Source organism: Shewanella mesophila (assembly GCF_019457515.1).
Classification (GTDB): Bacteria; Pseudomonadota; Gammaproteobacteria; order Enterobacterales; family Shewanellaceae; genus Shewanella; species Shewanella mesophila.
In genome coordinates this window covers 4,148,210-4,163,720 of record NZ_CP080421.1, presented here as the reverse complement: position 1 = coordinate 4,163,720, position 15,511 = coordinate 4,148,210, and the positions used below count along the sequence as shown (strand labels likewise).

General features: G+C 45.9%; 15 protein-coding genes. 6 read left to right on the top strand and 9 right to left on the bottom strand.

Annotated elements, in window-relative coordinates; genetic code table 11:
* The first annotated feature begins 73 nt into the window (after nucleotides 1-73).
* From K0I73_RS18325 to K0I73_RS18315, 3 genes are all read left to right on the top strand, one after another.
* Nucleotides 74-1,156: a glycosyltransferase family 9 protein gene (locus K0I73_RS18325; RefSeq protein ID WP_220062446.1), complete on the top strand. Its 1,083-nt coding sequence runs from the start codon at nucleotides 74-76 to the stop codon at nucleotides 1,154-1,156.
* Nucleotides 1,153-2,238 (top strand): glycosyltransferase, encoded by a 1,086-nt coding sequence (locus tag K0I73_RS18320; protein ID WP_220062445.1) that lies wholly within the window; start codon nucleotides 1,153-1,155, stop codon nucleotides 2,236-2,238. Before K0I73_RS18325 ends, K0I73_RS18320 begins: the two co-directional genes overlap by 4 nt.
* Nucleotides 2,239-2,329: 91 nt before the next feature.
* Entirely contained in the window at nucleotides 2,330-3,337 is a 1,008-nt protein-coding gene (locus K0I73_RS18315) for a CDP-glycerol glycerophosphotransferase family protein (protein WP_220064457.1), read from the top strand.
* 67 nt (nucleotides 3,338-3,404) lie between these two features.
* Here K0I73_RS18315 and K0I73_RS18310 read toward each other — a convergent pair whose 3' ends face one another.
* Complete coding sequence (locus K0I73_RS18310) at nucleotides 3,405-4,496, bottom strand: glycosyltransferase (protein WP_220062444.1); 1,092 nt, start codon at nucleotides 4,494-4,496, stop codon at nucleotides 3,405-3,407.
* A gap of 280 nt (nucleotides 4,497-4,776) precedes the next feature.
* Here K0I73_RS18310 and coaD point away from each other — a divergent pair, with 280 nt between their 5' ends.
* Together coaD and K0I73_RS18300 are read left to right on the top strand one after the other, a co-directional pair.
* On the top strand, nucleotides 4,777-5,253 hold the full coding sequence (gene coaD / locus K0I73_RS18305; RefSeq protein WP_220062443.1) for a pantetheine-phosphate adenylyltransferase: 477 nt from the start codon (nucleotides 4,777-4,779) through the stop codon (nucleotides 5,251-5,253).
* A gap of 10 nt (nucleotides 5,254-5,263) precedes the next feature.
* A complete protein-coding gene (locus K0I73_RS18300; RefSeq protein WP_220062442.1) occupies nucleotides 5,264-6,757 on the top strand; it encodes a capsule assembly Wzi family protein in 1,494 nt (497 codons plus the stop codon).
* A gap of 69 nt (nucleotides 6,758-6,826) precedes the next feature.
* On the opposite strand, the gene mutM is transcribed toward K0I73_RS18300, so the two are convergent.
* From mutM to K0I73_RS18260, 8 genes are all read right to left on the bottom strand, one after another.
* Entirely contained in the window at nucleotides 6,827-7,642 is an 816-nt protein-coding gene (gene mutM / locus K0I73_RS18295) for a bifunctional DNA-formamidopyrimidine glycosylase/DNA-(apurinic or apyrimidinic site) lyase (protein ID WP_220062441.1), read from the bottom strand.
* 8 nt (nucleotides 7,643-7,650) lie between these two features.
* Nucleotides 7,651-8,103 (bottom strand): hypothetical protein, encoded by a 453-nt coding sequence (locus K0I73_RS18290; protein WP_220062440.1) that lies wholly within the window; start codon nucleotides 8,101-8,103, stop codon nucleotides 7,651-7,653.
* 65 nt (nucleotides 8,104-8,168) lie between these two features.
* Complete coding sequence (moaA, locus tag K0I73_RS18285) at nucleotides 8,169-9,155, bottom strand: GTP 3',8-cyclase MoaA (RefSeq protein WP_220062439.1); 987 nt, start codon at nucleotides 9,153-9,155, stop codon at nucleotides 8,169-8,171.
* Between the two features lie 59 nt (nucleotides 9,156-9,214).
* Nucleotides 9,215-11,014 carry a bifunctional molybdopterin-guanine dinucleotide biosynthesis adaptor protein MobB/molybdopterin molybdotransferase MoeA gene (locus K0I73_RS18280; RefSeq protein ID WP_220062438.1) on the bottom strand — a complete coding sequence of 600 codons (1,800 nt, stop codon included), beginning with the start codon at nucleotides 11,012-11,014 and terminating at the stop codon, nucleotides 9,215-9,217.
* Nucleotides 11,015-11,027: 13 nt separating this feature from the next.
* Entirely contained in the window at nucleotides 11,028-11,618 is a 591-nt protein-coding gene (gene mobA / locus K0I73_RS18275) for a molybdenum cofactor guanylyltransferase MobA (RefSeq protein ID WP_220062437.1), read from the bottom strand.
* A complete protein-coding gene (locus K0I73_RS18270) occupies nucleotides 11,602-12,327 on the bottom strand; it encodes an ATP-binding cassette domain-containing protein (protein WP_220062436.1) in 726 nt (241 codons plus the stop codon). The genes mobA and K0I73_RS18270 overlap by 17 nt, the downstream gene beginning before the upstream one ends.
* A 3-nt stretch (nucleotides 12,328-12,330) precedes the next feature.
* Nucleotides 12,331-13,038: an ABC transporter permease gene (locus K0I73_RS18265; protein WP_220062435.1), complete on the bottom strand. Its 708-nt coding sequence runs from the start codon at nucleotides 13,036-13,038 to the stop codon at nucleotides 12,331-12,333.
* Nucleotides 13,035-13,847: an ABC transporter substrate-binding protein gene (locus K0I73_RS18260; RefSeq protein WP_220062434.1), complete on the bottom strand. Its 813-nt coding sequence runs from the start codon at nucleotides 13,845-13,847 to the stop codon at nucleotides 13,035-13,037. The genes K0I73_RS18265 and K0I73_RS18260 overlap by 4 nt, the downstream gene beginning before the upstream one ends.
* 231 nt (nucleotides 13,848-14,078) lie before the next feature.
* On the opposite strand from K0I73_RS18260, the gene K0I73_RS18255 reads away from it, so the two are divergent.
* A complete protein-coding gene (locus K0I73_RS18255; protein ID WP_220062433.1) occupies nucleotides 14,079-15,509 on the top strand; it encodes a sigma-54-dependent transcriptional regulator in 1,431 nt (476 codons plus the stop codon).
* The last annotated feature ends 2 nt before the right edge of the window (nucleotides 15,510-15,511 follow it).

Sequence of the window (15,511 nt, the reverse complement as noted above, 5' to 3'; positions counted from 1 at the left end):
AAGGACGAAGATGCAAGCAATTGACCTAATTTCATCTGGTTGTTTAATGCGTTAAGCAATAGGGATATATTTGATGTCGGTGACGCCAAAATTTCTGTTTGTCCCAGTTTCCTCTGAAGAGGGGATTGGTGAGTATATGCGATCATTGATAGTTGCCGATGCGGTTAAGGAGCGTTGGCCTAATGCCTTGGTTCAATTTGTGCTGAGTCGTCACGCTCCTTACGCTAGCACCTGTCCCTATCCTGTTGCATTACTCGATGATACGCCAACTAAAAATATAAAAGCGGTTAATGATTTTGTTTCATATTTTCAACCCGATTTTGTCATTTTCGATGCTTCGGGTAGACGTTCTCAGCTGGTTCACGCGAATGAGTTGGGAGCGAAAGTGATCTTTCTGAGTCAGCATAAGCGTAAGCGCAGCCGCGGGATGAAAATACTAAGGGCACGAGTCACCGATAGTCATTGGGTTGTGCAACCTGAATTTGTTATTGGTTCGATTAACTGGATAGATAAGTTAAAGCTACGTTTTATCGGCAAGCCTGAACCCACAATCACCGGGCCCATCTTTGTTTCTCCCAATAGCGTTAAGCAGACACAGTTGCTGGCGGCGCATGATTTGAAGCATGGAGAGTTTTTTCTGTTTAATGCAGGCTCGGGTGGTCACAAAAATAGTGGTGGGTATGTTGTCGAAGAGTTTGCTAATGCAGCAAGAGCCCTTTTTAAGGCGACCCAAATCCCTTGCGTGATGATTTATGGCCCCAATTATCCAAGTGAAATGTCCGAGTACGAAGGGGTTATAGCGATAAGAGAGCTAGTCCATAGTGATTTTATCGACTTGTTAGATGCCTCAAAACTAGCGGTATTGAGTGGCGGTGATACTTTGTTGCAAGCAATCGCTCTTAAGAAGCCAACCCTATCGGTTGCTGTGTCTAAAGACCAGTATCACCGACTAAGTGTATGTGAGAACAAGGGTTTGACCGTATGCAGTGATAATAATACTGCGGCAATCACTCGCGGGGTTTTAGCTCTACTCGATACGCAGCGCTTGTCTTTACTCGAAGCTGCATTAACTCAATGCTCTTGTGTTAATGGATTAGATATCGGCATGAATATTATTAGTGAACTATTTGAAAGTAAGTTTGGAGTGCGGCAATGAGAATAGCTATAGCAATTGATAGCTTGGCTGGTGGTGGCGCAGAGAAGGTTATGTTGACTCTCGCGAAAGAGTTGACTGAATCGGGCCATGAGCCTCATTTTCTAGTGATGTCCGATGATGTCGCATTTGATATACCTAGTTATCTGCCGATCCATATTTGTTTCGATAAAAAAGATAGTGATTTCAATCGTTTTTGGCATTTGACTCCAGCAGTCACCAAGCTATCGAATAAGATCAAAGAGATAGAGTCTAAGATTGGCAAGTTTGATCTATTTTTATCCAATTTAGACAAGACCAATCGCCTTATGGCTAAAACAGGCGTCGCGCCGCTGTTTGTGGTGGTGCATGCATCGGTGGAAGAGGAGCTAGCTCGTCATGCTAAGCTTGGGCCCTTTGCGTATTTGAAGAAGTTATGGGCAAAGAAAGCCTTAAATGGTCATCATCTCGTCACAGTGTCTCAAGGGATTGCCGATGAAATTACCCGGACAAAGCGAATCTCGCCAGCCTCTATTCGATGTATTTATAATCCGTTCGAGTTTGAGGATATTACCGAGTTAGCACAGCAGGAAACTCAAGGAATACCCGATGGTGACTACCTGATCCATATAGGTCGTTTTGTTAAACAGAAGCGTCACGATATTCTTTTTCAATCTATCGCGAAGATGAAAAGTCAGCTCCCGGTAGTGCTCTTATGCCATAACCCTAAGAAGGCGCTAAAAGCTGCGCAAAAATATGGGGTGGCGCATCGAGTGGTGATCCCCGGATTTCAACCTAATCCATTTCCTTGGATCAAGCATGCCAAAGCGCTCGTACTGAGTTCGGACTTTGAAGGGTTACCTACGGTATTAATAGAGTCCTTAGCCTGTGGGACGCCTGTTGTGAGTACCGATTGTCCTCACGGGCCTAGTGAGATATTAACTGGTGAATTAGCTAAGTTTCTGGTTCCGCGACGAGATCCGCAAGCATTAGCCGATAAAGTCGATCAACTTTTGATGGCACCGCCGTCTGTAGCTAACGCCGATATTTTGGCGAAAGTATCAGCGACGCGAATTGCCCAAGAGTATTTGGCTTTAGTTAAATAATTATTGAAGAGTTTGTGTGTGGGGGAGAGTTGTGGTGAATAGAGCCAACAAGCGTTATCTATTTTATATAGCGCAAAATTATTCATACGCCATGTTGAGGCCATTGCAACAGGTGATTCTGGCTAGAGGTGACGAAGTAAGCTGGTTTCTCGAGGGGAAAGAGGTCGATGGGGCATTCTTAAAGCCGAGTGAGACCCAGTTGCTTTCTATTGACGATGTAAAGGCTTGGCGACCCGATGCGGTCTTTGTTCCTGGTAATGTGGTTCCCAGCTTTATTCCTGGCGTTAAAGTCGGTGTGTTTCATGGTTTTAATGCGGGGAAAATGAATCATAAAGGACGTGAAGATCACTTTGAGATCCGCGATTGCTTTGATCTGTATTGCACCCAAGGCCCGGCGACGACTCTACCATTTATTCGCTTAGCCGAAAAATTTGGCACCTTTAAGGTGGCTGAGACTGGATGGCCAACATTAGATCCTATGTTCACTGACAATGTTGATAATCCCTATAAGCGTGATGGTGATAATCGTCCTACTATTTTGTTTTGCTCCACATTTTCTCGCAGCCTATCTTGTGCTCCCGTGGTTTTTGAGCAGATTAAAGCTATGTCTCTGCAAGGAGATTGGCGCTGGTTAGTGCAGTTTCACCCTAAAATGAGCAAAGAGATTGTCGAGCGTTATAAATCGCTGGAAAACGAGAATTTAACCTTTGTCGAGACCGACAATGTACTGCCATTGCTGCAAGCTGCAGATGTGATGTTGTGTGATACCTCATCGATATTGATTATGTTCTTGCTACAGGGAAAGCCTGTGGTCACGTTCAATAATCATACTCAGAGAACCCATTTAGTAAACGTCGAACAGCTGGAAGATATTCAACCTGCCTTAGAGAAGGTGCTGACACGTCCGCCAGAACTGATGGCCGAAATTGAGCAATATTGCGATGAGATCCACCCTTACAGAGATGGCTATTCTAGTGAGCGAGTGCTTGCTGCCACAGACAAGCTGATTGAGAATGGCATTGCCGATCTAAAACCCAAACCGCTGAATTTACTACGCCACTTTAAAATGCGCAGGAAACTTGGTTATTGGAAATGGTAAAGGTTAGATGAAGTCACCTTGGCAAGAGGTATTACTTGCCAAGGGCTTGATTATAAAAAATACAGGTCTAATTTACCGCGCCTTCATTCTCGCATAACTTAATATACTGCTGAGCAATATAGTGACTTTCGACCTTTGCTCTTATTTCAAGCTGAGTTAATGATGGTGGGTTGTCCAGGCACTCCAGTGCCTTGGCCGCCAGTTGTTCTGGGGCGCGACAGGGCACAAGATATTGAGCTAAATCACCCGTTAAAATTTCGCTTGGTCCATGAGGACAATTCGTACTGACCACTGGGGTGCCACAAAGTAAGGATTCAATCAGCACCGTAGGCAAGCCTTCGAAATCAGAGCTGAGCAACATTAATTTGGCTTTGGCAATCCATGCATAAGGATTACTTTGGAAGCCGGGTGTGATTATTCGATCCTCAACACCGTATTTTTTAGCCAGTTTTCGTGCCTTCTCTGGACGATTTGTCAGTAACACAAGTTTTGGCGCAGAAGGCATGGCTTTCAAAGTTTGAAAGAGAATATCTAAGCGTTTTTGCCGTGTGACTCGACCAATATGGATCATAAAGGGTTCATCAGGTATTCCTGGGACATTTTCGTTAACTTTTTGCTCGATCTCATCTATTCGAAAAGGATTATAGATACTTTGCACGCTTATAGGTTTTAACCAGCGCGTGTTTCTCAATTCATCGGCAATACCATCTGATACGGTAATGATACGTTTGCCTATCAGAGCCTTGGCTTTTTTCCAGCGACGATAAAAGTGAGTTGGCCCTCGTTTAAACTCCATCAGTAGTTCTTGTTTTAGGGCGCAATGACAAAAGTAGTAACAAGGATCGAATTTACAACCACTGACGACGAGATCGCAATCGGTAGAGTTGCTGAGAAACAAAGAGAAATTACCCACTTCATTTTCAACATCTTGCACGACTTGCTGTAAGCGTTGCTGTTGATTAGCCAGAGAGAGTGATTTTTGAGATTCAAACACATAATGAATTTTCACGTTCTGCGGGGGGGTAAAATCACCGCCTCGATTAAAAATGAAAAGATGTACCTCTTGTCCAGCTTCTTGTAATACTTCAGCTTGAGTTAAAGCAACTTTAACCGTGCCATTAGCAAACAGATTATGGCAAAAAATAGCAATTCTTTTCATTGGTCGACTCTTTATATTATCTCAATGCTGCGCATTATACTCATTGCAGAATTTAAGTGATAAGGTTTGCTTAAAGATTTTCCGATCAGCACACTCCTAATCATTAACTTAAGCGAAAATGGGGTTACGCGAGTCATCTGCATTTGTGGCTAAGTGTTGAATCGTGAGTCGCGGCGTTAGGCACCGTGAAAGATTCCCATCGCGGGTCAAAGCAGGTAAAATCCTGCATTAAAATAACTGTCTAAAATCAACTGTGTTTCAAACACCAATAGGTTCAGTTTTGCACACTAGAGCAATATACCCAGGAACATTCGATCCAATCACCAATGGTCATGCCGATCTCATTGAACGGGCGGCAAAATTGTTTAAGCATGTTGTCATTGGTATTGCGGCTAATCCTTCTAAACAACCCAGATTCAGTTTAGCTCAGCGAGTTGAGCTGGTGAAGCTGGTGACGGCTCACTTGGACAATGTCGAAGTGGTTGGCTTTAGCGGATTGCTGGTGGATTTTGCTAAGGAGCAAAATGCCAGTGTGTTAGTGCGTGGACTAAGAGCCGTGTCTGATTTCGAGTATGAATTTCAGCTTGCGAATATGAATCGCCGTCTAAGCGCTGATTTAGAAAGTGTGTTTTTAACCCCCGCCGAAGAGAACTCTTTTATCTCCTCGACACTTGTAAAAGAAGTGGCATTACATGGTGGTGATGTCAGTCAATTTGTTCACCCAGAAGTGACCAAAGCGCTTAAACAAAAGGATTAAGTGGTTAGTTATGCTGAAAAAAATACAAAGTTTAACGGTAGGCATGTTTGCTGCTGTTAGCCTGTTTCTATCTTTGGGGGCCCATTCGGCACCCTGGGTGGATGTTTCCGATGTTTATCTTAGAGCCGATATCCAAGCATTAGCGGATGAAGGGGTGATCACAGTTCCTGTGAATACCTATCCCTTGATGTGGTCTGGTATTGGTGTCGACCTTAACAAAGTTGAGCCTTCAACGCTAACCCCTGCCTTAGCGGAAGCCTTTGCTCGAGTGAATTACTATTATCAAAATGCGATTAATAATCGGGGAAATTCGAGTATTAAGGCTGCAGCGGCAACCGACCCCGCTCGTTTTCAGCATTTTGGCTCAGATTATCGTGAGCAAGGTGAAATCAAAGCGTCTCACGAGTATGTCGGCGAGCGTTTCGCTTTCAAAGTCGCCGCATCAGCCAATTATGATCCTTTTGATGAAAAAGAATTTCGTCTTGATGATTCTTATCTAGCGGTGGCGTTAGGGAATTGGATGGTTACAGCCGGTGCCATAGAGCAGTGGTGGGGCCCCGGTTTTGACTCCGCCCTGCATAGATCAAATAACGCTAGACCTAGACCGTCAGTGATGTTGAGCCGAAATAATGCGGCTGCATTTGAAACTCCTTGGCTTTCTTGGATTGGTCCTTGGACCCTAACAGCTGGGGTCGCCATGTTAGAAGAGGAACGCGCGGTTCCTGATACCTTGCTGTGGAATTTTCGAGGCACACTACGCCCTTTCAAACAGCTAGAGATAGGCTTTTCCTGGTCGACACAGTTTTGTGGTGATGGCCAAGAATGCAGTCTTGAAAGTGCATTGAAGTCGATAACGGGTCAACGTGATTGTCGCGATGCTGGTGAGGGTGGATGCACTAACTATGGAAATCAGGTCGCGGGTTACGATATTCGCTATAGCGACACTTGGTTTAACGTCCCCGTTGGGGTTTATTATGAGCGTACATGCGAAGATGCCAAGAGCGCAGCACCTTGGGATATCGTCGATTGTGGCCATTTTGGCGGTATAGATACCCGCTTTAATTTTGATAGTTCACAATACAAACTGTTTTTTGAATACACGGATACCATGGTGGCTTGTGGCTTGGACCCCAATAGCCTTAACTGCATGTATGAACATAGCGACTATCAAAGTGGTTCTCGTTATTATGGCCGTGCTTATGGCAGTACCTATGATAGTGATGCAAAAGTGTATGCCCTTGGCTTAATTGGTCAGTTTAGCAATAGCCGCGGTATTACCTCTATCTTACGCTATGCCCAACTAAACAAAGATGGTGCTAATCGAGGTGGAGGCTGGGCGCCACAGCCGTTAAAAGAGGATCTGTTGATGCTAGAGCTCAGTTATCGTATGCCAATTTGGCAGGGGATGATGAGTGTTGGCGGCACCGTATCACAGTCTGAGTTTGAAACCTTAGATAAAGATACCAACGCCACCCTATTTGGCACCTACGAGTATCGCTTTTAATCCTTGATAAACCTTATCGGGTTCTAGCATGACGGTATTTCATCATGTTAGAACCCTTGTTACACGCTCTTAGCGTGTCTGACACAAACCGCAAAATACCGTGGTTCTCTGTCCCAGTTTTATTTCACTTAGTAAGTTGCCACACTGAGTACAGGTTTCACCACCGCGACCGTAGACATGCAGTTTCTGGGCAAAATACCCAGGTTTTCCCTCCGCATTGGTAAAATCTTTTAAGGTGGTACCGCCTTGTTTTATCGCATTGGCTAAGATCTGCTTAACCTCCGCCACCAGAATGGTCAACCGCTCGGTATCGACTTTGCCTGCCTCTGCCTGTGGATGAATACCTGCGGCGAAGAGTGCTTCGTTAGCGTAGATGTTACCCACGCCCACCACGATATGATTGTCCATTAGGCAGAGTTTAATCGCCTTTTTTTTGCCTTTTAATGCTTGGCTTAAATAGTCCAGATTAAAAGCCGCTAACAGGGGCTCTGGCCCTAGTTTCGACAGTAACGGATGGGCTTCCTCGGGAAGCTCACACCAGAGCCAGGCGCCAAAGCGCCTCGGATCGTTAAACCTTAATATTTTGCCACTAGCCATCTCGAGATCGATATGGTCATGTTTCTCAATAGCGGCCGTTTTAGGTAGAATACGCAAGCTGCCTGACATGCCTAGATGCACTATTGTGGTGCCAGCATCGGTATCAATGAGTAGGTATTTAGCACGGCGGCGCACATTTCGTATGGTTTGACCGACAATTTGCTGGGCGATATCGGGAACTGGCCAGCGCAGTGATGGATTGCGTACAGTTAAACCTGTCACCTGCTGGTCGATAAGGTGAGGCGTGATCCCTTGGCGAGTCACTTCAACTTCTGGTAATTCTGGCATGCTGCTCTCTATTGGTGGTTTGCATCGATCACGGGTTCGAGTGTACCGCGTAAGCTGGGAGGGATTTGATACCAGTTTCCGACAGGTGACTTGAGTAATCCATGTTCGGGATAGATTAACCACAATTGTGGCGTTGCGATATCTTCTACTTGGATCACTAACTCATGTGCCCTTGACTCTGGCGTGATCAGTTTTTCGATGGGAGAGACTAATATCTTACTCCAAGCCTCGGCCCAAGCGTCACAATTGAGGATGCTTGGCTCGCATTGCCAAGAGAAACCACCCTGACTTAGCCACAAATCATCATATTGCAACTGATACAAGGGAGCCGCTTTATCAAATAGTGGTGTTGCATCATCGGGTAGCGAGGGAGTCTCTCGGTCTAAAAAGGTGAGGATCGCAACCATAGCAACGGAGGCGAAAATGATGATGTTATTCCACTTTTTACGAGATAATGCCATCGCTGATTTAGCTCAATTGATATCGATAATGATAATGAGTTTATCACCGAAAAAGCGCGAGGGCATTACCCGCCGGTTGCATTCATGAATCGTAAAATTTGTACCTCCCCTTCATTGCCAAACACATGCTCTTTAGGTTTGAGTTTGATGGCATCGAGAATCGCATGTTTTAACCGTTCGATATCACCAGGGGCTTCGCGTACGATAGCTTTTAGATCGACCGAGTGCTCATTGCCTAAACATAATAGTAAGCGGCCTTCGACCGTCACACGGACGCGATTACATTCATGGCAAAAGTTATTGCTATGGGGAGAGATAAAGCCCACATGTATGTTACTGCCAGGCATGGTGTAGTAGCGAGCGGGGCCGCCTGTGCGTTTATCGGACAGGTGTAAAGGATATCTTTGCTTGATAATGGCTTTTACTTCATCGCTGCTGCAATGACGACTCTTTTTACGTTCATCAATGACCCCAAGAGGCATCTCTTCGATGAAGGCGATATCAAGTTCACGTTCGCGACAAAACTCAATGAGATCCAGTACTTCGTCGTCGTTCTGTCCACGTAAGATAACCGCATTAATTTTAATGCGCTCAAATCCAGCGGCCTTTGCTGCGTCGATACCCTCGATCACTCTTTCCAGTTTGCCATTACGGGTCAGTTGCGTGAAGAGTTCTGGTTTTAAGGTGTCTAGGCTAATGTTGAGGCGACGCAGTCCCGATTGACGCATCTTATCGGCAAATTTAGTTAGTCTTGAGCCATTAGTTGTCATCGACAGCTCTTGCAAGCCGGGGAGATTGCCCAGCAGCTTGACCAGCTGATCGCAGTCGGTTCTAACTAAGGGTTCACCGCCAGTTAGTCTTATTTTTTTTACGCCAAGTTCGGTAAAGGCTTGGCCTATCCACGCAAGCTCCTCCAAGCTTAAAACCTGCTCTCTATCGAGAAAACAGGGATCTTCGCTCATGCAGTAAACGCAGCGAAAATCGCATCTATCGGTGACCGATAGGCGTAAATATTCTACGGTGCGGCCAAAGGTATCAACAATCAAACTCATACAAGATCACCTAATACGGCCAGCATCAATAAGTGATGCTGGCCTGGCTAATATATTACTTATAAAAGATCCGCAAAGGGCTGAATATAGACGGTATCACCTGGAATAAGCAGTTCATCTTGCTCGCCAATGACGATGAGACAGTTGCCTTTGACCATAGAGCTCAACATCCCCGAGCCTTGGGCGCCGGTGCTGGTGACATGCAGTCTGCCATCGGAGGCCAAATGATAGACGCCACGGGTAAACTCGGTGCGTCCCTCTCGGCTGCGTAAGTTACAATCGGCAACTGCTGGCAGCATAGTTGGCGCCCATTCAAGTTCACCAGCAAGCTTGCGCAGAGCCGGTTGTACAAATTGCATAAATGAGACCATCACGGCAACTGGGTTACCTGGCAAACCGAAAAATAGACTATCGCTAATTTGACCAAAGGCTAGCGGGCGTCCAGGGCGCATATTGATGCGCCAGAAGTTGATTTGGCCGACTTTGGCGAGGGCCAACTTAATGAAATCTGCATCGCCTACCGACACACCACCGGAGCTGATCACGACATCGGCTTGAACTGCAGCACCTTTTAAGGCGTCGATCAGCGCTTCTTCAGAGTCATGAATAATGCCAAGATCAATCACTTCACAACCAAGTTGCTTAACCATTGATTTAATCGTGAAGCGGTTTGAATCGTAAATACAGTTGGGTTTTAACGGCTGCCCTGGCTGACACACTTCATCGCCAGTAGAAAACACGGCTACACGCGGCTTTCTGTAGACGGGGAGTTGACCAAAGCCAAGCGAAGCTAGCATGCCTTGATGAGCGGCTTGCAATCTATGTCCTGCGGCAAGTGCGGTTTGATCTTTGGCGATATCTTCACCTGCTTGGCGAACATGCTGCCCAAGTGCGATAGAGCCTGAGAAGCTAACGCTATCGTCATCTTCCTTTGCAAGCTCTTTCATCTGTATGGTATCGGCGCCAGCAGGAATGGGCGCGCCTGTCATGATCCGTACTGCTTCACCGTCATTTAGCGTATGCTGGTAACTATGCCCTGCCATCACATCGGCAACAATTTTATAACTGTCTAACATAGGCTCTGAGTATTTAAATGCGTAACCGTCCATTGCCGAATTAGTGTGTTGCGGCACATCGACAGGTGAGATTGCATCATGAGCAAGTACACGACTACTGCTTTCATCTAAGGCGATGGTTTCTACTTCTGTAATAGGATTCACATAGGAGAGGATCTTATCGATTCCTTGCCTTACAGACAGCGTCTTGCTGGTATCTAGCTCACAGCCACACTCAGGGGCTAGGGGAAGTGACGGTGCGCATGGTTGCCATTGATTAGCATATTCGATGACAAAGTCAGCTATCTGCTCGACATTATTGATATCTAAACGCCTTAGATCTGAAGGCAGCTGAGTGTCATCGCAACACGCTATCGCTTGAATGTTACTGTCTTGGGTATGGATGAAAGGTTTGCCATGGGATGCACGGTGTAATTCAATTTTCGGTAGCTCTAGCTTTTTAAAGCCTTCGACTAATACCAGATCAACCTTGTCTTGTTCTATCTGCTTAAGTAGATGAGGCAATGAGGGGGCTTCTTTGACCAAGTCCTCGGTCATTAACGCCCAGCGAACATGTGACGCGACCAGCATCTGTCTTGCGCCAGCTTTACGCATTTCATAACTATCTTTGCCCGGAATATCGACATCGAAGTCATGGTGAGCATGCTTAATGACCGCTAAGCGTAAACCACGGCGATTGAGTTCAGGGATCAATTTTTTCAGCAATGTCGTTTTGCCTGTGCCGCTATAGGCACAAAATCCGAGAACGGGGATCGACAGTGGATTGTTAAACGGTATGCTCATGTAGACCTCAAATTTAGTTGGCAATTGCCTCAGAAAGTTGTTGTTTTTGTTCTGGCGTATTGACGTTTACGAACGCATTGGGTTGGTCGGGAAACTCACACACAACACAATGATGCTTGGCATACCAGAAGTCGATTTTACGTTCGCCCGCATCTAAGAAGGCTTTCATCGATGTCCGCAGCTCAGGCTTCATCAGTAACACTACTGGTTGCTCCCGTTTGCCATCACTGGCAACCGCCATTTCTGCATTATTTTCTTTGATCTTTGCCAGCATGCGTGGGACTAAGTCCAGCGGTAACAGCGGGCAATCGCAAGGCACGACGAGTAGATAATCTGCTGTGGTGTGACCAAGTGCGGTGATCATGCCGGCCAAGGGACCTAAGTACCCAGAGTCTTCATCACTTAATACTTTAAAACCAAATTCAGCATACTGGTTTTGGTTGCGGTTGGCATTGATCAGGATCGCTTTCACCTGCGGTGTAATTCTGTCTATGGCGTGTTTTATCATTGGCTTGCCATTGAGCTCGACCAAGCCTTTATCGTTTCCGCCCATGCGTCTTGCCATGCCTCCGGCAAGGATCACCGCATCAATTTGCTGTGACATATCTCAGTTCCTGCTTAGGTTGATGTTGGTTAAAAGCCGATATTGTCGCATCTTGTTTATCTGTGGTGATAATCTGCTGATCGCAAATATGCCAGCTCTGATCACAAAGACTCGTTAAAGAGCAGCTTTGGTGGCTGCTAATGAGCATCCCCGTGCCTTGTGCCTTTAGGTTGCTTATCATGTTAAGCACTAACTGCTGTGACAACTGATCCATGTTAGAGGTCGGCTCGTCGAGCATCAATAGCTTTGGACGCATAATCCAGGCTCGAGCTATGGCTAGCCGTTGTCGCTCTCCACCCGATAAACTCGATGCTTGTTGCGGAATGAGTGAGCCAAGTTGTGCCATCTCAATTGCGACCTTGGCACGCTGCTTTATTTCAGTGCTGCTTAATTGGCAAAAAGGTTTTACATAGTTGAGATTGTACTCCACGGAGCCATCGAATAGGTAAGGGTGCTGGTGCAGATAGACAGCTTTGCCTAACTGCAGATTTCTTCTCCACCACGGTGATGGGCCGAAACCATCGGAATTTATTTTACCCTTAGTTGGTGTTTGCAAACCCGCAAACAGCTTCATTAGGGTGGTTTTGCCCGAGCCATTGTCTCCTTGCAAGTGTATGGTTTGTTGCTGAGATAGGCTGAGTTCGTCGAAACTGTAAAGATGGCGATCACCGAAGCGCATCTCAATATGGCGAGCTGTGACTTTGACCATAGCTTAGTGGCTCCTTGGCTCAGCTTTGCCTCTCAAGGTACCTAGCGTAAAGTTAAGTATCAATGAGAGGATAAGTAAAACGAGACCCAGTGCTATCGCCTGGGCAAAATCACCTTTACTGGTTTCAAGTGCGATAGCGGTAGGGATGTTACGAGTGACATCGGCAATGTTACCGCCCACCATCATTGAGCAACCGACCTCCGTAAGGATACGACTAAATGCAGCAACGATAGCCATCAATAGTGGTACTTTTAATTCTCTGCAGATAACCCACACCGAACGCAACCAAGAGGCACCTAATGTTCGAGAGGTTTCCCAAGCTCGTTTATCTACACTGGTAAAAGCGGCTTGGCTCATGGCCACTAATACAGGGGCGCAGATCATCATCTGACCTAGTATCATCCCTTTTTGGGTGAATAGCCATCTGAGATCACCAAGAGGCCCCATGCGGGTTAGCAATAAATAGACTAATAGCCCTATTACAACTGTGGGTATAGATTGTGTTGTCTGAACTAAATTGGTGACAAACCAGCGGCCAGGAAAGTGAACAAAAGCAAGAATAAAGCCTAAGACAAGTGACGGTACTAAGGTGATCGCCAGCGCTGCAAACGAGACAGAAAAAGAAACATTAACAATGGACCACACATCGGGGTCTAAAGAAAACAGCAGGCTTAATGCCTGCTGTAATAGGGCTAACCAGCCTTCACTCATTTACTATATGTTGCCTTAAATAGTTGCTCACCTTCTACGGTGTAGCTATTAATCATAGTTTGGGCTTCGTCGCTGATAAGCCAATCGCTTAATGCTTTTGCACCCTTGTGGTTAAGATCGGGATACATCTCTGGATTGATTAGGATGATTTGGTATGGGTTCGCTAACGCTGCACCACCATCATAATCGATAGCTAGGTCTAGTTTTGCTTTATAGGCAACATACGTACCGCGATCAGAAAGGGTATATGACTGCAGCTCATTTGCCATGAGTAGTGTTTTACCCATACCTTGCCCAACCGAGTGGTACCCTTTGAAAGTGGGTTCTACCTTAGCACCTTTCCATACGATTAACTCTTTCATGTTGGTGCCAGAGTTATCGCCTCGTGATACAAACCCTTCACCAGAGCTTGCTATTTTAGCAAAAGCTTCTTCAGCTGTCTTACTGCTGCGGATCTTTGCTGGGTCATTTTTAGGGCCCAAGATCACAAAATCATTTTCCATTATGCCGCGTGGGGTAATACCGTAACCTTCTTCAACAAATTTTGCTTCGGCAGCGGGCGCATGAGTCATCACAACATCAACATCGCCTTGGCGCGCTAGTTTAAGGGCTTTACCTGTACCTGTCGCAATAACCTGTACTTGATAGCCTGATTCGGCCTCAAATTTAGGAAGTAAGTTTTTAAGCAAACCAGAGTTTTCTGTACTGGTTGTTGTCGCAAGCTTAATAATTTCTTGAGCTTGCGCAGGGGTGATAGCTAAAGCACTTGCGATAACAGCAACACTAAAGATAGATTTTAGGTTTAACATTTTTGCTCCTTGGCATAATTAGAAAATGCGACTCGCCGCTTTCGCATTTGATTACATATAAAACAACCTCCTTAAAACAGCAAAAAAGGTGCCAATATTAAATTGGGCCGAATAATGTCTCAGCCTCTCACTAAAGTGTGAGATAGGTCTCAAGCTTGGTAAGATCAAGGCAGACATAATGTCTCAGAGTCTCATTCATCTGGTTCAGGGTGACCAATTAGCTGGACTTTGATGCTAGAATCAATTCCATGTGAGTCAAAATGTCCAAAAGAAGACAATATGAGCCTATCGAGTAAAGAGATAAAGCCACTACCCTCCGCGGTTTCTGTGTTGATTGTTGATGATGAACCCGGCATGAGAAGCTTTTTAAAGAAGGCTTTATCGAAGAAGTTTGCCTTGGTTGAGACCGCTGGGAGTGTCGAAGATGCTGAGCAGTTGCGTAGTCGCTGTCATTTCGACCTTCTTATTGTCGATATTCGTCTTCCTGGCCGTTCAGGTATCGAATGGGATGAAGCGCTTAATGATCAAGAACGTCGCTCAGACATTATCTTTATGACGGGTTATGCCGATATGGATGTCGCGATAAAAGCATTGAGAGCTGGCGCATCAGATTTCATTATGAAGCCATTTCACCTCGAGCAGATGATGAAGGCGGTTGATCGTTGTATCGAACGCCGTCTGCTTAAACGTGAAAACTTAATGCTACGACGCGAAGTCTCTATAGGTCACTCATCTACCATCATCGGCAGCAGTGATGGAATGATGGAAGTTAAACATGTTATTGAACGTGTGGCGCCAACCAACGCGGTGATCTTAATTGAAGGTGAGTCCGGTACGGGGAAGGAGTTGGTAGCGCGACAATTACATCTGCTCAGTGGCCGTCAAGGGCCATTTGTACCGGTCAATTGTGGCGCTATCGCACCAGAGCTCCTCGAAAGTGAGTTATTTGGTCATGCAGCTGGTTCATTTACTGGCGCCAAGGGCAATCGTGAGGGCTTATTTAGCTTCGCGTCGGGTGGCACTATCTTCTTAGATGAGATCGGTGAGATGCCACTTAAGATGCAAACGGCTCTGCTGCGCGTGTTAGAGCAGCGTACTATACGTCCAGTGGGCAGTGAGAAAGAGATTAATATTGATGTGCGGGTGCTGGCGGCGACAAATCGCAAACTGGCCGATGAAGTTGAGGCTGGTAATTTTAGACGAGATCTTTTTTACCGTCTTAACGTGCTCGATATTGTGATTCCGCCATTAAGGGATCGTCCAGAAGATGTGGTTGAACTAACTCATCACTTCACTCGGCAATTGGCCGCAGAGCTAGGTGTTAAAGAGGTGGTGTGGAGCCATGAGGATATGCTCAAGCTGCAGCAACACGAGTGGCCAGGCAATATTCGTGAGCTGCGCAATATGATTGAGCGTTGTATCTTGCTTGGTAAGCCTCCTGCGGAATACTGGAAATCACAACCTAAAGCCGAATCTTTTTGTGAGTCGGGTTACCCATTGGATTGGACTTTGAAGGCGGTTGAAAAACATCACGTGACCTCTGTGGTCGATCTTCATCAAGGGAATAAATCGGCTGCCGCACGCGATCTTGGTGTTTCTCGTAAGACATTGGACCGTAAATATAAAGAGTGGTTTGAGCTAAATCAGCCTGAGGAAGAATAAGG